This is a genomic window from Aeromicrobium wangtongii, assembly GCF_024584515.1.
GTDB classification, from domain to species: Bacteria; Actinomycetota; Actinomycetes; order Propionibacteriales; family Nocardioidaceae; genus Aeromicrobium; species Aeromicrobium wangtongii.
The window spans coordinates 2,284,149-2,302,430 of the sequence record NZ_CP102173.1 but is presented as its reverse complement, the minus strand read 5'-3'; the positions used below and the strand labels follow the sequence as shown (position 1 = coordinate 2,302,430).

Genomic DNA, 18,282 nt, shown 5'->3' with positions numbered 1-18,282 from the left:
GGTCGTCACACCGTACGTGCCCCTCGGGCCCTTGTCGAGACCGAATGGCGTTCCGAACAACAAATTTGGGAACGCTCCCAGAATTCTCTTGACGCACCGATGTGACCTGGCTCATACTCCGGTGGAAGCGCTCCCACCGGGGGGGCCGGAAGAAGGTACGACGTGAATCGCACACAGCGCATCGCCGCCATGGCGGTCTCAGCCCTTGCGGTGGGAGTGCTTGCCGCCGGCTGCGGGGGATCGGGTGACGACAGCTCGGACGGGAAGGTGACCCTGCGGGTCAACCTGTTCGGCAAGTTCGGCTACAAGGACCTCTACAAGCAGTTCGAGGCCGAGCACCCGGGCGTGAAGATCGTGGAGTCGGCCGAGGGCGATCTCGGCAAGTACAACACCAAGCTCAGCCAGCAGATCGCCGCGAACGCCGCAGCGGGCGACGTCGTCGCCATCGAGGAGGGCCAGACGGTCAACTTCCTGCAGAGCGCCGACAAGTTCGTCAACCTGCAGGACCACGGCTACGCCGACATCAAGGCTGACTACCTGCCGTACGTGGCCGATGCGGCGACCACCGCCGACGGCAAGACGACGATCGGTCTCGGGACCGACGTCGGCGGCCTGGCGATGTGCTACCGGCGCGATCTGTTCGAGAAGGCCGGACTGCCCGTCGAGCGCGAGGAGGTCGCCAAGCTCTGGCCGACGTGGCAGGACTTCATCGCGACCGGCGAGAAGTTCCAGCAGGGCATCAACGATCCCAAGGTGCACTTCATCGACGCCGCGACCAACACGTACAACTCGATCCTCATGCAGGGCAGCAAGGAGACGTACTTCGACCGCGACAACAAGCTGGTCGTCGACTCCAACCCGGCCGTGAAGAACGCGTGGGACCTGTCCACCGAGATGGTCGATGCCGGCCTCAGCGCCAAGCTGGTGGCCTTCTCCGACGAGTGGAACGCCGGGTTCAAGAACGGCGCCTTCGCGACCGTCGCGTGCCCCGCCTGGATGACCGGCACGATCAAGGGCAACGCCGGTGACGCCTTGGCAGGCAAGTGGGACATCGCGACCGTGCCCGGTGGCAGCGGCAACTGGGGCGGCTCCTGGCTGGCGGTGCCGAAGTCGAGCAAGCACCAGAAGGAGGCCATCGAGCTGATCAAGTTCCTGTCCAGCAAGACCGGGCAGATGGGCGCCTTCGAGTCCGAAGGACGCTTGCCGTCGCTGCCGGCCCTGTACGACACCCCGGAGCTGAAGGACGCCAAGAACGACTACTTCAACAACGCCCCGACGGGCCAGCTGTTCGTGGCCGGTGCCAGGAACCTCGAGCCGGTGTACCTCGGTGCCAAGAACGTCCCCGTCCGCGATGCGTTCGAGAACGTCCTGCGCAGTGTCGAGAACGGTCAGCGATCCCAGGCCGACGGCTGGAAGGAAGCGATCAAGGCCGCACAGAAGGCCGCCAAGTAGGTGACTGTCCGGACCCAGAGCCCCGGTGCCTGCACTCGTCCTCCAGCGGGTGCAGGCGCCGGCCCGGTCAGCAGACGTCCACTGCGACTGCGTGACCGGTTGGCCAAGACCGAGGCCCGCGTCGCCCCGTACGCGTTCGTCTCGCCGTTCTTCATCGTCTTCGCGATCTTCGGCTTCTTCCCGCTGGTCTACACGCTGTGGGTCTCCCTGCACGACTGGAGCCTGCTCGCCGGCAACCAGGGGTTCGTCGGGCTGGCCAACTACCGCGAGCTCATGCACGACACGGACTTCTGGCGGGCGATGACCAACACCATCGGCATCTTCGTGCTGGCCACCGTGCCGCAGCTGATCCTGGCCACGGTGCTGGCGCAGGTGCTCAACAGCAAGCTGCGCGCCCGGACCTTCTGGCGCATGGGGGTCCTGCTGCCCAATGTCACCTCGGTCGCGGCGGTCGGCATCATCTTCGGGCTGATCTTCGCCCGCGACTACGGCATCGTGAACTGGGCCCTCGGCACCATCGGCCTCGACCCGATCGACTGGCAGGGGCACCGCTGGTCGTCCTGGCTGGCGATCTCGGTCATGGTCGACTGGCGGTGGACGGGCTACAACGCCTTGATCCTGCTGGCCTCGCTGCAGGCGGTGCCCAAGGAGCTGTACGAGGCGGCGCGCATCGACGGCGCCTCGGCATGGCGGCAGTTCTGGTCCATCACGGTCCCGATGCTGCGGCCCACGATCATCTTCGTCTCGATCGTGGCCACGATCGGCGGCATCCAGCTGTTCACCGAGCCACTGCTGTTCGGCTCGGGCATCAATGCGATCGCCGGCGGCTCGACGGGGCAGTTCCAGACCGTCGCGATGTACCTCGTCCAGCAGGCCTTCACCGGCCAGCGGTTCGGATACGCATCGACCGTCGCGTGGGTGTTGTTCCTCCTCATCGCGGTCTTCGCGATCATCAACGTGGCGCTGCTGCGCCGGATCAAGTCGGTGGACTGATGCTCAGGACCAAGAACCCGCTGCTGTACATCGGCCTGACCGCGACGGTGCTGCTGTCGGCCGCCCCGCTGTACTTCATGCTCGTCATGGCCTCGCGCACGACCGACGAGATCGTGTCCCTGCCGCCACCGCTGTCGCTGGGCGGCCGGCTGTTCCCGAACCTGGACGAGGTCTTCGCCAATCCCGATGTGCTGTTCGGCCGGGCGCTGGTCAACAGCTTCCTGGTCGCCACCGTCGCGACCGTGTGCGTCGTCGTGACCTCATCGCTGGCCGGCTTCGCCTTCGCCAAGCTGCGGTTCAAGGGCCGCAACATCCTGCTGCTGTTCGTGATCGGCACGATGATGGTGCCGGTCCAGCTCGGGCTCATCCCGCTGTACATGCTGATGACCAAGCTGGGCCTCAACGGCGGGCTGGAGTCGGTGACGCTGCCCTTCGTCGTGGCCGGCTTCGGGGTGTTCATGATGCGGCAGTTCGCGCAGCAGGCGATTCCCGACGAGATGATCGAGGCGGCGCGGGTCGACGGCGCCTCGACGTTCCGCATCTTCTTCAGCATCGTCTTCCCAGCGCTGCGTCCGGCGGCCGCGGTGCTGGGCCTGCTGACGTTCATGGAGCGCTGGAACGACTTCCTGTGGCCCTACCTGACCCTCGACTCCGAGCACCCCACCGTGCAGGTCGCGCTGTCGCGGCTGTCCAGCGGCTACTACTCCGACCAGTCACTCATCATGGCCGGCACGTTCATCGGCACCCTGCCGCTCGTGGTGGTCTTCATCGTTTTCGGTCGCCAGATCATCGGCGGCATCATGGAAGGTGGACTCAAGGCATGACACTCGACATCTCGGGGCTTCCCGCTGACTTCTGCTGGGGCGCGGCGACATCGTCGTACCAGATCGAGGGTGCGGCCGACGAGGACGGCCGCACGCCGTCGATCTGGGACACCTTCGCCGCCACGCCCGGACGGGTGGCGAACGGGGACGACGGGGCGATCGCGATCGATCACTACCACCGCTGGCGCGACGACCTGGACCTGATGACCGAACTGGGCCTGAACGCCTACCGGTTCTCGGTGGCGTGGCCGCGGGTGCAGCCCGACGGGGCGGGCACCGGCAACGCACCCGGCATCGCGTTCTACGACCGCCTGGTCGACGGGCTGCTGGAGCGTGGCATCACCCCGTGGGCGACGCTGTACCACTGGGACCTGCCCGAGGCGCTCGAGCAGGCCGGGGGATGGCCGCAGCGCGAGACCGCCGAACGGTTCGCCGACTACACCGCGATCATCGCCGAGGCGGTCGGCGACCGGCTCAAGCACTGGATCACGCTCAACGAGCCGTGGTGCGCGGCCTTCCTGGGCTACGCCAGCGGTCTGCACGCCCCCGGACGGACCGATCCGGCCGAGGCCGTCGCGGCGTCCCACCACCTGATGCTCGGCCACGGCCTGGCGGTGCAACGGCTGCGGGAGATCGTCCCGGACGCCCAGGTGGGTGTGACGGTCAATCTTTACCCGATCACGCCGGTCGACGACTCCGGACGACACGATGACGCGGTGCGCCGCATCGACGGCATCATGAACCGCTGGTTCCTGGACCCCATGCTCAAGGGCAGCTATCCCAAGGACGTCCTGGCCGATCTCGCGCCGATCACCGATGCGGGGTTCATCCGCGACGGCGACACCGCCACGATCGCGCAGCCGCTGGACTTCCTGGGCGTCAACTACTACACCCGCCACGTCGTCGGCGCCGGTCTGTGGCCGGGCACCGCCGCGGTGCGGTTCCAGCTCGACAACGGGCTGCCCCGCACGGCCACCGGCTGGGACATCGACCCGTCCGGACTGGTCGACGTCCTCAGCCAGGTGCAGCGCGACTACCCGCCCATCCCGGTCTACCTGACCGAGAACGGTGCCGCGTTCGACGACGAGGTGGTCGACGGGACGGTGCACGACGCCGACCGCATCGACTTCATCCAGAGCCACCTGGCCTCCCTGGTCATGATGCGCGAGCGGGGCATGGACGTCCGGGGCTACTTCGCGTGGTCGCTGTGGGACAACTTCGAGTGGGCCGAGGGGTACGACAAGCGGTTCGGGATCGTCCACGTCGACTACGAGACGCAGGTGCGAACCCCCAAGGACAGTGCCCGCTGGTACGCCGATCTCATCGGGACCCACCGCGCCGGGATACTGGGCTCGTGACCACTGCGACAGGACGAGACGCATGAGCGTCGACGGGACGCGGAGCCAGCCGACGCTGGAGCAGGTCGCCGCACTGGCCGGCGTCGGTCGGGGGACGGCCTCGCGCGTCATCAACGGATCGCCGCAGGTCAGCCAGCGCACCCGCGAGGTCGTCATGCGGGCCGTCGAGGAGCTCGGCTACGTGCCCAACCAGGCCGCTCGGACCCTGGTGACCCGCCGCACCGGCACCGTCGCGCTGGTCATCGCCGAGTCGGAGGAACGCATCTTCGGTGAACCCTTCTTCGCCGGTGTCGTCCGTGGCATCTCCTCGGCGCTCAACGACGCATCGCGCCAGCTCGTGCTCTCCCTCGTGCACAGCACCGACCAGGCCCAGCGGATCGGCGCCTACCTGACCGGGCAGCACGTCGACGGGGTCCTGCTGCTGTCGCTGCACGACGACGAGGCCTTCCCGGTCGACCTGGACGCCCGCGGGCTGCCGGTCGTGGTGGGTGGCCGGTCCGACCAGTGGGCCGGCTCGTTCGTCGACGTCGACAACGTGGACGGGGCGCGGCAGGCGGTCGCCCACCTGGCGGCGACCGGGCGACGCACGATCGCCACGATCGCCGGCCCCCACGTCATGGCGTCGGGCCGTGACCGGTTGGACGGCTACCGGGATGCCATCGCGGCCGCGGGGCTCGGGCACGACGACGAGCTGGTCGTCGAGGGTGACTTCAGCGAGCACAGCGGCTGGGCCGGCATGGAGGAGCTGCTCGCGCGCCGGCCGGACATCGACGCCGTCTTCGCCGCCAGCGACCTCATGGCGATGGGGGCGATGCGGTCATTGCGCGCGCACGGCCGTCGCGTCCCGGAGGACGTCGCGGTGATCGGCTTCGACGGCACCAAGGCCTCCGAGACCAGCGACCCGCCGCTGTCGACGGTCCGCCAGCCGCTGGTGGAGCTCGGCCGTCAGATGGCCGAGATGCTGATTCGCCACATCGACGCCGAGGAGCGGATCGCGGAGCACCTCGTCCTCCCGGTGGAGCTCCTCGTGCGGGCCAGCACCGTCCGGGTCGACGGGTGACGCTGCGAATCGGTGTCCTGGGGGCCGCCCGCATCGCCGAGAGCGCGCTGATCGCGCCGGCCCGTCTGGCCGGGCACAGGGTCGTGGCCGTGGGTGCCCGTGACGCCGGCCGGGCCCGCGCCTTCGCGACCAGGCACGGCGTGGAGCGTGCCTACGGCTCGTACGACGAGGTGCTGGCCGATCCCGAGGTGGACGTGGTCTACAACGCACTGGTCAACAGCCAGCACGCGCCGTGGAACCTCCGCGCCGTCGCGGCGGGCAAGCACGTGCTGAGCGAGAAGCCGTTCGCCGCCAACGGCGCACAGGCGCGAAGCGTCGCGGACGCGGCCTGTGGATCGGACCGCATCGTGATGGAGGCGTTCCACTACGCGATGCACCCGATGCTGCGGCGCATCCGGGCGATCGTGCTCAGCGGCGAGCTGGGCGATCTGCGGCACGTCGAGGCGACCGTCATGATCCCCGCCCCTGCGGACGACGACCCGCGGTGGCGGCTGGACCTGGCAGGCGGCGCGATGATGGATCTGGGCTGCTACGGGCTGCACGCCTTCGGCCAGGTGGCCGGATGGCTGGGTGGGAGCCCACTGGTCCGCTCGGCCCGGGCGGGTCAGCGGGTGGGACGGGCCGGTGTCGACGAGTGGGTGCAGGCCGAGCTCGAGCTGCCGGCGGGTGCCACCGCATCCCTCCTGGCACACATGGCCGGACCGGAGCTGCAGATGCGACTGGTCCTGACCGGCAGCCGCGGCCAGCTGGAGGCGCCGTGCTTCGTGCTGCCGCAGCTGGACGAGCGGCTGCTGGTCACCGTGGGCAGCGCCGAGCGGCACGAGTGGGTCACCGGGCCGACGTCCTATGACTGGCAGCTCGCGGCGCTGGACGCGGCGGTGCGGGGGACCGCGCCTCCTCCGCTCGGGCTGGACGACGCGGTCGCCACGATGGACCTGGTCGACGCGACGTACCGTGCCGCCGGCATGCAGCCACGACCCGGCGACGTCGAGCTGGACGGCATCGGGCGGACCTGATCGGCGTGTCGCTGACTCTCGAACAGATGTTCGTATAGGCTGGTGCCCACAGGTTGGACGTGAGCAGGACAGCATCCACAGACGGGTCGACGAGGCCCACATATGTCTGAGGGTCCTTCTAACGTCGTCGATGACCGGCCACCCACCAGCAGAAACGGATCCACCATGGCACAGCCCAACAGCTCCCTCGCGACGAGCAAGGACAAGGGCAAGTCCCTCGAGAACGCGATGGCACAGATCGATCGCGCCCATGGCAAGGGCGCCGTCATGCGACTGGGTGACCAGGCCCGTGCGCCGATCGAGGTCATCCCCACCGGCGCCACGACGCTCGACATCGCGCTGGGCATCGGCGGTCTGCCGCGCGGCCGCGTCGTCGAGATCTACGGACCGGAGTCCTCCGGAAAGACGACCGTCGCCCTGCACGCGGTGGCCAATGCGCAGCGCGCAGGCGGCGTCGCGGCGTTCATCGACGCCGAGCACGCGCTCGACCCCGACTACGCCCGCAAGCTCGGCGTCGACACCGACGCCCTGCTGATCTCGCAGCCCGACAGCGGTGAGCAGGCGCTCGAGATCGCCGACATGCTGATCCGCTCGGGTGCCCTGGACATCATCGTGATCGACTCCGTGGCGGCGCTCGTGCCCCGCGCCGAGATCGACGGCGAGATGGGCGACAGCCACGTGGGTCTGCAGGCTCGTCTCATGAGCCAGGCGCTGCGCAAGATGACCGGTGCCATCAACGGCTCGGGCACCACGGCGATCTTCATCAACCAGCTGCGCGAGAAGATCGGCGTCATGTTCGGCTCGCCCGAGACCACGACGGGCGGCAAGGCGCTGAAGTTCTACGCCTCGGTCCGTCTCGACGTCCGGCGCATCGAGACGCTCAAGGACGGCACCGACATGGTCGGCAACCGTACCCGCGTCAAGGTGGTCAAGAACAAGCTCGCCCCGCCGTTCAAGCAGGCCGAGTTCGACATCATGTACGGCCAGGGCATCAGCCGCGAGGGCAGCCTGATCGATGTGGGCGTCGAGTGTGGTCTGGTCCGCAAGGCCGGCGCCTGGTACACCTACGAGGGCGATCAGCTGGGCCAGGGCAAGGAGAAGTCGAGGGCGTTCCTGAAGGACAACCCCGACCTGGCCGAGGAGCTCGAGAAGCGCATCATGAAGGCCAAGGGCATCGGCCCGCAGGACGACAAGCCGGCTCTCGAGGTCGTCGACGGTCCCGACCTCGACGCCACCGAGTTCTGATCCGGCGCGTCGCCGCCGAATTGCGCGAGAAGAGCTGAGTGAACCGTGGCCCGGACACCCGTGGACGAGATGACCCCCGAGGAGCTGGCGAGCTTCGCCAAGGAGGTCGTCGTCCGCAAGCTCAGCGAACGAGCGCACAGTCGCGGCGAGCTCTCTCAGGCACTTGCCAAGAAGCAGGTGCCTGAGGGGGTCGTCGAGGCGACGCTGGCCAAGTTCGAGGTGGCCGGCCTGATCGACGACGAGGACTTCGCCCGCTCGTGGGTGCAGGCCCGTCAGCGCGGCAAGGGCCTGTCCTCGCGCGCCCTGGCCGACGAGCTGCGTCGCAAGGGTGTCGACGACGAGCTGACCAAACAGGTCCTCGGTGAGCTCGATCCCGAGGTCGAGCTGGAGGCCGCACACCGGTTGGTGCAGACCAGGCTGCGCTCGATGTCGCGCCTGGACGAGGCCACCAAGATGCGCCGGCTGGTGGGGATGCTGGCCCGCAAGGGCTATGCGCCGCAGCTGGCCGTGGGCGTCGTACGGTCCGAGCTGGGCTCCGAGGCCGAGGCACTCGAGTCGATGTGAGTGCCGCGGCGGCTCAGAGCGAGTCCCGCACCCGGTTGATCGTCGCGGCCTCGGAGTCGAAGAACGACAGTCCCCACTCGGCGACCCGCGCCGGATAGGCGACCTCCTCGCGGTCCCCGAGCATCTCGCGCACGGCCTCGAGCTCCTGGCGGCGCTCGGCCAGAGCCTTCTCGTAGCGGTCGAGCATGGCCCGCACCTCGTCGGGGTCCATCATGGCGCCGAGCATCAGCCGCAGCGCGATGGGGTGCTTGAGCACCGGGAAGTCGTCCTCCGAGCGGTGCAGCCACGCCTGCAGGGCCTCGCGCCCGGTCGGCGTGATCCGATAGCGCTTGCTGGTGCGCTTGCCGGAGGTCTCCTCGACCGCGGCGACGTACGAGTGCGACAGCAGGCGGTCCAGCTCGGTGTAGATCTGGCTCATCGCGGGGGAGACCCAGTAGAACCGCAGCGTGAAGTCGGCGCGCTGCTTGATCTCGTACCCGGTCATGCCCTCGTCGGAGCCGCCGTCGATCACCAGCAGGCTCAGCAGTGCGTACGAGGTCGTTGACAGTGAATGCGCCATGCTCGTAGCGTAACTTCCAATTAGGAACACTGGGAGGTGATCCGCATGACAGCATCGGTTCTCCTGGCCGGGACCCGCAAGGGTCTGTTCGTCGGCCGGTCCGATGAGGCTCGTGAGCACTGGGACTGGGACGACACGCCACTGTTCCCGATGGAGGAGATCTACGCCGCCGCCATCGACACGCGCGGTGCCGTCCCGCGCCTCCTGGTCGGCTCGACCAGCTGGCACTACGGCCCGATGGTGTACCGGTCCGACGACCTGGGCCGGACGTGGGCCGAGTCGCCCACCGGGACGGTTCGGTTCCCGGCCGATCTGGGGAGCTCGGTCGAGCGGGTGTGGCAGCTGCAGCCCTCGCCGGCCGAGCCGGACGTCGTGTGGGCCGGCACCCAGCCGTCGGCACTGTTCCGCTCCGGTGACCGGGGCGAGAACTTCGAGCTCGTGCGCAGCCTGTGGGACCACCCGCACCGTCCCGAGTGGGGAGAGGGCTTCGGTGGCCAGGCGATCCACACGATCGTGCCGCATCCGACCGACCCGGACATCGTGACCGTGGCGATGTCGACCGGCGGCGTCTACCGCTCCGAGGACGGGGGAGCGAGCTGGGCTCCGCGCAACCGCGGGATCACCACCGAGTTCCTACCGGGCGAGCCGCCCGAGTTCGGCCAGTGCGTGCACAAGGTGGCGATCGACGCCGGCGATCCCGACCGGCTCTACGCCCAGAACCACGGCGGCGTGTTCCGTTCCGACGACGCCGGGCGCAGCTGGCAGTCGATCAGTGCCGGTCTGCCGGCCGACTTCGGCTTCCCGATGGTGGCGCACCCACATCGTCCCGGCACGATCTACGTGTACCCGCTGGACGGAGCGATCGGACGGTTCCCGCCGCACGGCAAGCCGGCCGCCTGGCGATCCACCGACGCGGGGGACACCTGGGAGGAGATCGGCGCCGGTCTGCCGCCGGAGGCCTGGACAGCGGTGCTCCGCGACGGCTTCTCGGCCGATCGTGCCGATCCGGCGGGCCTGTACATCGGCACCCGTCACGGGTCGGTGTGGGCCAGCAACGACGAGGGCGGCTCATGGACCGAGCTGCGCACCAACCTGCCCGATGTCCTGTGCATCCGCGCGGCGGTGGTCTGACCAGCGGTTACCTGTGGGTAACATGACGGCATGTCATCGACGTTCGACCTGTACCGCAAGATCACCGCTCTGCCGCAGGGCAAGCGACTGTTCTCCGTCCTGTACGGCCAGAAGGCGCCGTACTTCGCGTCGATCCACATGCGCGTGCAGGAGATGAAGCCGCACCTGGGTCAGGTCGTCATCCCCAAGCGTCGGTCGGTCAAGAATCACATCGGCACGATCCATGCCATCGCCGCCTGCAACGGTCTGGAGGCCGCGATGGGCCTGCTGGCCGAGGCGACCTGCCCGCCCGGCATGCGCTGGCTGCCCAAGGGCATGGACGTGCAGTACCTGGCCAAGTCGACGAGCGCGCTGACCTGCACGGCCGAGACGACCGAGGCCGACTGGGCCGGCGCTCCCGACGTCCCGGTCACCGTGAAGGCGGTCACCGAGGACGGCACCGTCACGGTTGCCGGGACGATCCACCTGTGGGTCGTCCCGGCGAAGAACCGCTGACCTACGCTCGTGCGGTCGCGCCCTCGGGCTGCGCCCGCACGACGTCGCCGACCATCTGGATCTTCGACTCCCCGCCGAACCGTCGCTGCAGCCACTCGCCGAGCAGGCCCAGCAGCAGGTTGAGGATGATGTAGACGACCGCGAGAACGATCGCGGTCTGCAGGTAGTTCTGGAACGTCTTGTAGATCTCGCGGCCGGCGAAGGTGAGGCCCGGCGCCAGGATGTAGAACCCCAGGCTGGTGTCCTTGAGCGCCACGATGCACTGGCTGATGAACGACGGGAGCATGATCTTGATCGCCTGCGGGAGCAGGATGATCCGCATGACCTGGTGCTTGCGCAGGCCAAGGGCGTACGCCGCCTCGGCCTGGCCGACCGGCACGGCGTTGATGCCGGCGCGCACCACCTCGGCCAGCACGGAGCCGTTGTACAGCAGCAGTCCGAGCACCAACGGGAAGATCGTGTCGAGTGGGAACCCCTGCATCGACCAGATGAAGATGATCAGCATCAGCAGCGGCACGGCGCGGAAGAACTCGACGAACAGCCAGGCCGGCCAGCGGATGATCCGGTGGTCCGACAGCTTGGCGACGCCCAGGACCATGCCCAGGGGAACGGCGAAGACGATCGCGAGCGCGCCGGCGAGGATGGTCCAGGCCAGGCCCTTGAGGAGCAGCTGGATGAGGCTGGGGGTGAAGAACGGCTCCCACTTGGCGTAGGTCAGCTGGCCCTCGGCCTGGAACTTCCAGATCACGGCGCCGATGATCGCGATCACCGCGATCACGGTGGCGATGCCGATGATCCGGTGGCGGCGGGCGGCCCTGGGCCCGGGGACGTCGAACAGGACAGAGCTCATCGGGTCACCGCATACTTGCGCTCGAAGAGGTGGGCGCCGAGCGAGATCAGCTCGACGATGATGATGTAGCCGACGGCGATGCCCACGAAGATCGCGATCCGCTCGGTGGCGTAGTCGTTGAGCAGGCCCTTGAGCCGGAACGTGGCCTCGGCGACGCCGAAACCGGCGGCGAGCGAGGTGTTCTTGGTCAACGCGATGAACACGCTCGCCAGCGGCGGGACGACGAGTCGAAAGGCCTGGGGCAGCAGCACCTGGGTCATGGTCATGCCAAAGGGCATGCCGATCGATCGGGCGGCCTCCGCCTGACCGAGGGGGATGCCGTTCACGCCGGAACGGATCGCCTCGGTCACGAATGACGCGGTGTAGACCCCCATCGCCAGGGTGATGTTCCAGAAGAAGCCGAAGTCGATGCCCAGCTGCGGCAGGCCGTAGATGGCCAGCAGGATCAGCACCAGCAACGGGGTGTTGCGGAAGATGGTGACGTAGGCGATGGCCGTTCCGCGCAGGATCGGCACCGGGCTGAGACGGAACACCCCGATCAGGGTCCCGAGCACCAGCGCCAACACGCCGGACGACAGCAGCAGCTTGAGCGTCTCGAGGAATCCCTTCAGGATCAGGTCGAAGTTGTCGGTCAGTGCGTCCATGCGTCACCTCCTCATGAGTAGGGGACGGCGGGCGGGTCGTCGTGACCCGCCCGCCGTCATGTCGATCAGCTGCAGGGATCGAGGGCCGGGGTCTCCGGCGCGTCGTTGCCCGACTTGCCGAGCGTGGCGTCGAACGCCTTCTTCCAGGCGCCGCCGTCGAACGACTCGGTCAGCGTGTCGTTGATGAACTCGCACAGCTCGGGGCTGTCCTTGCTGTAGCCGATGCCGTAGCGCTCCTCCGAGAAGGGCTCACCGACGACCTTGATCTGGTCGGGTGCTTCGGCGGCGTAGCCGAGCAGGATCGCGCCATCGGTGGTGACGGCGTCGACCGAGCCGTTCTTGAGCTGCTCGACGCACTCGGAGTAGGTGTCGAAGCCGGCCGGCTGGGCGCCGAACTTCTCCTCCACCGTCTTGATGGACGTCGAGCCGGTGACCGAGCAGACCTTCTTGCCCTTGAGGTCCTCCGGGCCCTTGATGCTGTCGTCGTCCGCGGCCACGAGCAGGCTCTGGCCGGTCACGTAGTAGGGGCCGGCCTGGCCGACGACCTTGCGGCGCTCGTCGGTGATCGAGTAGGACGCGAGGACGAAGTCGACGGTGCCTGCCTGCAGGAAGGGCTCGCGGTTGTCGGAGATCGTCTCGACCCACTTGATCTTGTCGGGGGAGATGCCCAGCTTGCCCGCGATCACCTTGCCCATCTCGGGATCGAAACCAGTGGGCGTCTTGGCGCCGGCGGCCTTGAAGCCGACACCGGGCTGGTCGAACTTGACGCCGATCTTGACGGTGCCGGCCTCGGCCAGCTCCTTCATGCGGGTGCCGTCCTCGAAGGAGGATGCGGCGTCCGAGGAGACGTCGACGTCATTGTCGTCGGAGCTGTCCTCACCGGCGCTGCCACAGGCGGACAGGGTCAGTGCGGCGGTGGCGGCGATGGCAGCCCAGCGGGCCCGGCGCGTTCGTGTGGTGCGGAACTTCATGGGTTTCCTTCCCTCGATGTGATGAACGTGCGTCAGTGGGTCAGGATCTTCGCGAGGAAGTCCTGGGCGCGGGGAGTCTGGGGGTTGGTGAAGAACGCCTCGGGTGTGTTCTGCTCGACGATCCGGCCGTCCGCCATGAACAGGACGCGGTCGGCGGCGGTGCGCGCGAAGCCCATCTCGTGCGTCACGACGACCATGGTCATGCCGCCCTTGGCCAGGTCCACCATCGTGTCGAGGACTTCCTTGATCATCTCGGGGTCGAGGGCCGAGGTCGGCTCGTCGAACAACATGACCTTCGGGTCCATCGCGAGCGAGCGCGCGATGGCGACGCGCTGCTGCTGACCTCCGGAGAGCTGGGCCGGCAGCTTGCCTGCCTGGGATTCGACGCCCACGCGGGCGAGCAGCTCCATGCCGCGCTTGTCGGCGTCCGCCTTCTTCAGACCCCTGACCTTGATCGGGCCGAGCGTTACGTTCTCCAGCACGGTCTTGTGCGCGAACAGGTTGAACGACTGGAAGACCATCCCGACGTCCGCACGCAGCTGCGCCAGATCCTTGCCCTCGGCCGGAAGCGGCTCGCCGTCAACGACGATGGTGCCTTCCTGGACGACCTCGAGGCGGTTGATCGCGCGGCACAGCGTCGACTTGCCCGAGCCGGACGGCCCGATCACGACGACGACCTCGCCGGGAGCGACCTCCAGCTCGATGTCCTTGAGGACGTGCAGGTCGCCGAACCACTTCTGCACGCCGTGCATCGCCACCATGGGAATCGTGTCAGCCATGCGGGACAACCTAGCGGGATCGGGGCGGCGCCCGTGGGAGCCACCGGGTGCAGCACCGGCTGTCATCGAAATGTAACGATGGCGCGGGGGAGCGACAGGCAACGATGCAGTGCCGTTTGCCGGTCGAGGTCATCGGGTACTGCGAGCGCCGATGCCCGGAACGGTCCGGGCGGCACTCACTCCCAGGAGGACCATGTCCCGCAACACGATCTCTCGCTCCCTGCACGATCTCGGCCTGTCCGCCTGGTTCGGCGGAACGCTCGCCAATGCGGTGGCGCTGAACCCCGCAGCGGCGAAGGCCTCCGGAGCCTCTGACGTCGGTGCCGTCGCCAACGCCGGATGGGACCGCTGGACGCCGGTCAACGCTGCAGCGATCGGTGCTCACCTGATCGGCAGCCTCGGCCAGATCGGCGGCAACAAGGCGCGCATCAAGGATCAGCAGGGCGTCGCGTCGATGGCCCTGGCCAAGACCGGACTGACCGCCGCAGCGCTCGGCGTCACGGCGTACAGCCGGGTGCTGGGCAAGAAGGTGTCCGCGCACCAGAACGTCCCTGCCTCGTCGGGCACGAAGCCGGCCATGGGCACTCCGCCCGAGGTCGCCGCTGCGCAGCGCCAGCTCCGGATGCTGCAGTGGGCCGTGCCTGCGCTCACCGGCGCCCTGGTCGTCGTCAGCGCCTTCGCCGGTGAGCAGGAGCGTCCCTCCGAGGTGCACAAGGGCATCGCCAAGCGCGTCCTCGGCTGATCCGTGCTGTTCTTCAGCAACAGGCTGGGCTGTCTCGGCTCCTTGGCGATCTCGGTCGTCGGCACGCTCATCGTGATCGCCATCTTCAGCCGCTGACCGCTCCCGCCCCCGATCCTGATGCATGACGACCGCACACCGGTCGTCATGCATCAGGATCGCTCTGCTCGAGGGTCTTGCCACCCGCCGGAATGACGCCTAGCGTGCCGGGATCGGTGTGATCCACACCACCTGCGTGAATTCGTTGCCATACGAAAGTGGTGCGGCGTGGCCGACCAGACGTCCCAGAGCGACGACACCGCGATGCCCCTGGACGACCTGCGGGTGGTCGAGCTGGGACAGCTGCTGGCCGGCCCGTTCTGCGGTCAGCTCCTGGGCGACTTCGGGGCCGACGTGATCAAGGTCGAGGATCCGGCCCGCGGCGACCCGATGCGGCAGTGGGGCCGGGAGAAGCCGCACGGGCAGTCGTTGTGGTGGCCCGTGGTCGCCCGCAACAAGCGGTCGGTCACCGCCGACCTGCGCACCGAGCGTGGCCAGGACCTCGTCCGCCGGCTGCTGGCCGATGCCGACGTCCTCGTCGAGAACTTCCGGCCCGGGACGCTCGAGCGGTGGGGTCTGGCCCCCGACCAGCTGTGGGAGATCAACCCGCGCCTGGTCGTCACCCGGGTCACCGGATTCGGGCAGACCGGTCCCTATGCGGCGCGGGCGGGCTTCGGCTCGATCGGCGAGGCGATGGGCGGCATCCGCTACGTCACCGGCGACCCGGACCGCCCGCCGGCGCGCACCGGCGTCTCGCTGGGCGACTCCCTGGCCGCGACGTTCGCCTGCCTGGGCACGCTCGTCGCCCTGCACCAGGTGGGCCGCACCGGACGCGGCCAGGTCGTCGACTCGGCCATCTACGAGGCCGTCCTGGCACTGATGGAGTCGATGATCCCGGAGTATCAGGTGGCCGGGTACCAGCGTGAGCGCACCGGCACGGTGCTGCCGAATGTGTCGCCCAGCAACGTGTACCCCACCGCGGACGGCGAGATGATCCTGATCGCCGCCAACCAGGACACCGTGTTCAGGCGTCTCGCCGAGGTCATGGGGCGTCCCGAGCTGGCGACCGACGAACGGTACGCGACCCATGGCGCGCGCGGCGCCAACATGGACGAGCTCGACACGCTGATCGCCCAGTGGTCCCGTGAGCTCGGGGCCGACGAGCTGCTGGAGCGGCTGCACGCAGGCGGCGTGCCGGCCGGCCGGATCTTCCGGGCCAGCGACATGCTCGCGGACGAGCACTTCGCCGCCCGGGAGGCGATCATCCGGGTCGCGCACCCGGAGCTCGGCCCCATCGCGATGCAGAACGTCGCCCCACGCCTGTCGCGCACGCCCGGGGCGGTGCGCCGTGTCGGACCAGAGCTCGGGGAGCACAACGAAGCCATCTACCAAGGCCTGCTGGGGCTCAGCGACGACGAGCTCTCGTCGCTGCGCGCCGATGGCGTGATCTGAAGGAGCGGCCATGACCTATCGGCTCGGAGTGGACGTCGGCGGGACCTTCACCGACATCCTGCTCATCGACGAGGACGGCGGCGGCACGTTCCGCGCCAAGACCGCATCCACGCCGCAGGACCAGTCCGTCGGTGTCCTGCGCGGCGTCCGGCAGGCGTGCGGGGCGGCCGGGATCTCGCCCTCGCAGGTCGCGGACGTCTTCCACGGCACGACGGTGGCGACCAACGCGATCCTGGAGAAGAAGGGCGCGCGGGTCGGCCTGGTCACGACCGAGGGCTTCCGCCAGGTGCTGCAGATCGCCAGGTCGTTCGTGCCGGGCGGTCTCGCCGGCTGGATCATCTGGCCCAAGCCGGAGCCGCTGGCCGCCCTCGAGGACACCGTCGAGGTGCGGGGCCGCATCGGCAGCGACGGATCGATCGTGCATCCGCTCGACGAGGACGACGTCCGGCGCCAGCTGCGGTCGCTGGCCGGTCGCGGCATCGAGGCGCTCAGCATCTGCCTGATCAACTCCTACACCAACGCCGAGCACGAGCTGAGGGTCGCGCAGATCGCCGCCGAGGAGCTGCCGGATCTTCCGGTGTCGGTCTCGTCCTCGGTCCTGCCGGAGCTGCGGGAGTACGAACGGACCATCACGACGGTCGCCAATGCGGTCGTTCAGCCGCAGGTCGCGCGCTACGTCGCCAACCTGGAGTCGCAGCTGCGCGACTCCGGCATGGACGGCTCGCTGTCCATCCTGCGCAGCGACGGTGGGCTGGTGTCGGCCGCGGTCGCCGCCGACAACCCGGTCAACCTGCTGCTGTCCGGCCCGGCCGGCGGGGTGACCGGCGCGGCCTGGAACGCCGAGCAGACCGGCCACCCGGACTTCCTGACCCTTGACATGGGCGGGACGTCCACCGATGTCGCGCTGGTCGAGGGGCTGACCCCGCGGGTGGGACGCCAGACCTCGGTCGGTGACCTGACGGTCCGCGCCACCTCGGTCGACGTCCGCAGCGTGGGCGCCGGCGGCGGCTCGATCGCGCACGTGCCCGAGCTGACCCAGGCGTTGCGCGTCGGGCCGCAGTCGGCGGGAGCGGTTCCCGGGCCGGCGGCGTACGGCGCCGGCGGCACCGAGCCGACGGTGACCGACGCCAACATCGTGCTGGGCCACCTGCCCAGCGACCTGGCCGGCGGCGAGATCGTGCTGGACGCGGAGGCTGCCCGCAAGGCGGTGCAGACCATCGCGGACGCGACGGGCCTGGACTCCGTGGAGGCAGCGGCGGCCGGCATCGTCGACATCGTCAACGAGAACATGTTCGGCGCGCTGCGGCTGGTGTCGGTGCAGCAGGGATTCGACCCGCGCGACTTCGCACTCGTCGCGTTCGGGGGAGCGGGGCCGCTGCACGCCAACGCCCTCGGCCGTCTCACGGGCTCGTGGCCGGTGATCATCCCGCCGTCGCCGGGGGTGCTGTGCGCCTACGGCGACGCCACGACGAGCCTGCGCAACGAGGCGGTCCGCACCCTGGTGCGCCGGTTCTCCGAGCTCACCGACGACGAGCTCGTGGCCCTGGCCGAGGACCTCTCCGCGACGGCCCGGGCCGTCTTGGACGCCGAGGGCGTCCCGGGCGACGCGATCGAGCTGACCTGCACCGCCGACCTGCGGTACCACGGGCAGGGCTCGGAGCTGCCGGTCGAGGTCGACCTGGCCGCCTTCGACGGATCGGCGCCCGACGTGGGGCTGCGCGCCCTGCAGGCCGCGTTCGACGCCGAGCACGACCGGCAGTTCTCCTTCACGCTGCAGACCGAGCCCGAGCTGGTCACCTTCCGGGTCACGGCTCGCGCCCCACGGCCGGACGTCCCCGCCCCGACGCTCGACGACGGCGGCAGCGATCCGGCCAAGGCGCGCATCGCCGACCACCGGGTGTGGTCCGACGGCGCCATGGTCGACGCGGCCATCTACGACCGCGGCGCACTGCTGGCCGGCCATGTCGTGCCCGGTCCGGCCGTCATCACCGAGATGGACTCCACGACGGTCGTGCTGGCCGGGCACGCAGCGACCGTCCATCCCAGCGGGAGCCTGCTGATCAGGCCGCTGGACCACGCGAGCGACACCGACCCCACCGAGAGGCACTGAC

The 18,282-nt window shown here is 69.0% G+C and carries 18 protein-coding genes; 13 read left to right on the top strand and 5 right to left on the bottom strand.

Features of this window, described 5'->3' with window-relative positions; genetic code table 11:
- The first annotated feature begins 162 nt into the window (after nucleotides 1–162).
- From NQV15_RS11275 to NQV15_RS11240, 8 genes are all read left to right on the top strand, one after another.
- Nucleotides 163–1,452 carry an ABC transporter substrate-binding protein gene (locus tag NQV15_RS11275; protein ID WP_232399955.1) on the top strand — a complete coding sequence of 430 codons (1,290 nt, stop codon included), beginning with the start codon at nucleotides 163–165 and terminating at the stop codon, nucleotides 1,450–1,452.
- A 99-nt stretch (nucleotides 1,453–1,551) separates the two neighbouring features.
- Nucleotides 1,552–2,445, top strand: a complete 894-nt coding sequence (locus NQV15_RS11270; protein ID WP_232399954.1) for a carbohydrate ABC transporter permease — start codon at nucleotides 1,552–1,554, stop codon at nucleotides 2,443–2,445.
- The gene (locus NQV15_RS11265) at nucleotides 2,445–3,269 is read left to right on the top strand and encodes a carbohydrate ABC transporter permease (RefSeq protein WP_232399953.1); all 825 of its coding nucleotides are present in this window, start codon (nucleotides 2,445–2,447) and stop codon (nucleotides 3,267–3,269) included. The genes NQV15_RS11270 and NQV15_RS11265 overlap by 1 nt, the downstream gene beginning before the upstream one ends.
- On the top strand, nucleotides 3,266–4,627 hold the full coding sequence (locus NQV15_RS11260; protein ID WP_232399952.1) for a GH1 family beta-glucosidase: 1,362 nt from the start codon (nucleotides 3,266–3,268) through the stop codon (nucleotides 4,625–4,627). The genes NQV15_RS11265 and NQV15_RS11260 overlap by 4 nt, the downstream gene beginning before the upstream one ends.
- Nucleotides 4,628–4,649: 22 nt before the next feature.
- Nucleotides 4,650–5,687, top strand: coding sequence for a LacI family DNA-binding transcriptional regulator (locus NQV15_RS11255; RefSeq protein ID WP_232399951.1), 1,038 nt, complete (start codon nucleotides 4,650–4,652; stop codon nucleotides 5,685–5,687).
- Entirely contained in the window at nucleotides 5,684–6,703 is a 1,020-nt protein-coding gene (locus NQV15_RS11250) for a Gfo/Idh/MocA family protein (RefSeq protein ID WP_232399950.1), read from the top strand. The genes NQV15_RS11255 and NQV15_RS11250 overlap by 4 nt, the downstream gene beginning before the upstream one ends.
- 228 nt (nucleotides 6,704–6,931) lie before the next feature.
- The gene (gene recA, locus NQV15_RS11245; RefSeq protein ID WP_439647523.1) at nucleotides 6,932–7,948 is read left to right on the top strand and encodes a recombinase RecA; all 1,017 of its coding nucleotides are present in this window, start codon (nucleotides 6,932–6,934) and stop codon (nucleotides 7,946–7,948) included.
- Between the two features lie 45 nt (nucleotides 7,949–7,993).
- Nucleotides 7,994–8,512, top strand: a complete 519-nt coding sequence (locus NQV15_RS11240) for a regulatory protein RecX (RefSeq protein WP_232399948.1) — start codon at nucleotides 7,994–7,996, stop codon at nucleotides 8,510–8,512.
- 13 nt (nucleotides 8,513–8,525) lie between these two features.
- On the opposite strand, the gene NQV15_RS11235 is transcribed toward NQV15_RS11240, so the two are convergent.
- Entirely contained in the window at nucleotides 8,526–9,071 is a 546-nt protein-coding gene (locus NQV15_RS11235; protein WP_232399947.1) for a PadR family transcriptional regulator, read from the bottom strand.
- A 45-nt stretch (nucleotides 9,072–9,116) separates the two neighbouring features.
- Between NQV15_RS11235 and NQV15_RS11230 the strand changes: the two genes are divergently transcribed.
- Nucleotides 9,117–10,202, top strand: a complete 1,086-nt coding sequence (locus NQV15_RS11230) for a WD40/YVTN/BNR-like repeat-containing protein (protein ID WP_232399946.1) — start codon at nucleotides 9,117–9,119, stop codon at nucleotides 10,200–10,202.
- Nucleotides 10,203–10,232: 30 nt separating this feature from the next.
- Complete coding sequence (locus NQV15_RS11225) at nucleotides 10,233–10,697, top strand: hotdog fold domain-containing protein (RefSeq protein ID WP_232399945.1); 465 nt, start codon at nucleotides 10,233–10,235, stop codon at nucleotides 10,695–10,697.
- Nucleotide 10,698: 1 nt separating this feature from the next.
- Here NQV15_RS11225 and NQV15_RS11220 read toward each other — a convergent pair whose 3' ends face one another.
- The 4 genes from NQV15_RS11220 to NQV15_RS11205 form a co-directional block, all read right to left on the bottom strand.
- Entirely contained in the window at nucleotides 10,699–11,547 is an 849-nt protein-coding gene (locus NQV15_RS11220) for an amino acid ABC transporter permease (protein WP_232399944.1), read from the bottom strand.
- Nucleotides 11,544–12,191 carry an amino acid ABC transporter permease gene (locus NQV15_RS11215; protein WP_232399943.1) on the bottom strand — a complete coding sequence of 216 codons (648 nt, stop codon included), beginning with the start codon at nucleotides 12,189–12,191 and terminating at the stop codon, nucleotides 11,544–11,546. The genes NQV15_RS11220 and NQV15_RS11215 overlap by 4 nt, the downstream gene beginning before the upstream one ends.
- A gap of 65 nt (nucleotides 12,192–12,256) precedes the next feature.
- Nucleotides 12,257–13,162, bottom strand: a complete 906-nt coding sequence (locus NQV15_RS11210) for a glutamate ABC transporter substrate-binding protein (RefSeq protein WP_232399942.1) — start codon at nucleotides 13,160–13,162, stop codon at nucleotides 12,257–12,259.
- A 32-nt stretch (nucleotides 13,163–13,194) separates the two neighbouring features.
- Nucleotides 13,195–13,923: an amino acid ABC transporter ATP-binding protein gene (locus NQV15_RS11205; RefSeq protein ID WP_232399988.1), complete on the bottom strand. Its 729-nt coding sequence runs from the start codon at nucleotides 13,921–13,923 to the stop codon at nucleotides 13,195–13,197.
- A gap of 211 nt (nucleotides 13,924–14,134) precedes the next feature.
- Between NQV15_RS11205 and NQV15_RS11200 the strand changes: the two genes are divergently transcribed.
- The 3 genes from NQV15_RS11200 to NQV15_RS11190 all read left to right on the top strand — a co-directional run bounded on the left by NQV15_RS11200 (nucleotide 14,135) and on the right by NQV15_RS11190 (nucleotide 18,281).
- Entirely contained in the window at nucleotides 14,135–14,683 is a 549-nt protein-coding gene (locus NQV15_RS11200; RefSeq protein WP_232399941.1) for a hypothetical protein, read from the top strand.
- A 264-nt stretch (nucleotides 14,684–14,947) separates the two neighbouring features.
- Nucleotides 14,948–16,171 (top strand): CaiB/BaiF CoA transferase family protein, encoded by a 1,224-nt coding sequence (locus tag NQV15_RS11195; protein ID WP_232399940.1) that lies wholly within the window; start codon nucleotides 14,948–14,950, stop codon nucleotides 16,169–16,171.
- A gap of 10 nt (nucleotides 16,172–16,181) precedes the next feature.
- The gene (locus NQV15_RS11190) at nucleotides 16,182–18,281 is read left to right on the top strand and encodes a hydantoinase/oxoprolinase family protein (protein ID WP_232399939.1); all 2,100 of its coding nucleotides are present in this window, start codon (nucleotides 16,182–16,184) and stop codon (nucleotides 18,279–18,281) included.
- Nucleotide 18,282: the final 1 nt, after the last annotated feature.

Bases quoted from the DNA above. Each gene is read 5' to 3' on its own strand.
- NQV15_RS11265 (WP_232399953.1), top strand. From the start codon at position 2,445: ATGCTCAGGACCAAGAACCCGCTGCTGTACATCGGCCTGACCGCGACG.
- NQV15_RS11235 (WP_232399947.1), bottom strand. From the start codon at position 9,071: ATGGCGCATTCACTGTCAACGACCTCGTACGCACTGCTGAGCCTGCTG.
- NQV15_RS11215 (WP_232399943.1), bottom strand. From the start codon at position 12,191: ATGGACGCACTGACCGACAACTTCGACCTGATCCTGAAGGGATTCCTC.
- NQV15_RS11230 (WP_232399946.1), top strand. From the start codon at position 9,117: ATGACAGCATCGGTTCTCCTGGCCGGGACCCGCAAGGGTCTGTTCGTC.
- NQV15_RS11200 (WP_232399941.1), top strand. From the start codon at position 14,135: ATGTCCCGCAACACGATCTCTCGCTCCCTGCACGATCTCGGCCTGTCC.
- NQV15_RS11255 (WP_232399951.1), top strand. From the start codon at position 4,650: ATGAGCGTCGACGGGACGCGGAGCCAGCCGACGCTGGAGCAGGTCGCC.
- NQV15_RS11190 (WP_232399939.1), top strand. From the start codon at position 16,182: ATGACCTATCGGCTCGGAGTGGACGTCGGCGGGACCTTCACCGACATC.
- NQV15_RS11260 (WP_232399952.1), top strand. From the start codon at position 3,266: ATGACACTCGACATCTCGGGGCTTCCCGCTGACTTCTGCTGGGGCGCG.
- NQV15_RS11220 (WP_232399944.1), bottom strand. From the start codon at position 11,547: ATGAGCTCTGTCCTGTTCGACGTCCCCGGGCCCAGGGCCGCCCGCCGC.
- NQV15_RS11210 (WP_232399942.1), bottom strand. From the start codon at position 13,162: ATGAAGTTCCGCACCACACGAACGCGCCGGGCCCGCTGGGCTGCCATC.
- recA (WP_439647523.1), top strand. From the start codon at position 6,932: ATGGCACAGATCGATCGCGCCCATGGCAAGGGCGCCGTCATGCGACTG.
- NQV15_RS11205 (WP_232399988.1), bottom strand. From the start codon at position 13,923: ATGGTGGCGATGCACGGCGTGCAGAAGTGGTTCGGCGACCTGCACGTC.
- NQV15_RS11225 (WP_232399945.1), top strand. From the start codon at position 10,233: ATGTCATCGACGTTCGACCTGTACCGCAAGATCACCGCTCTGCCGCAG.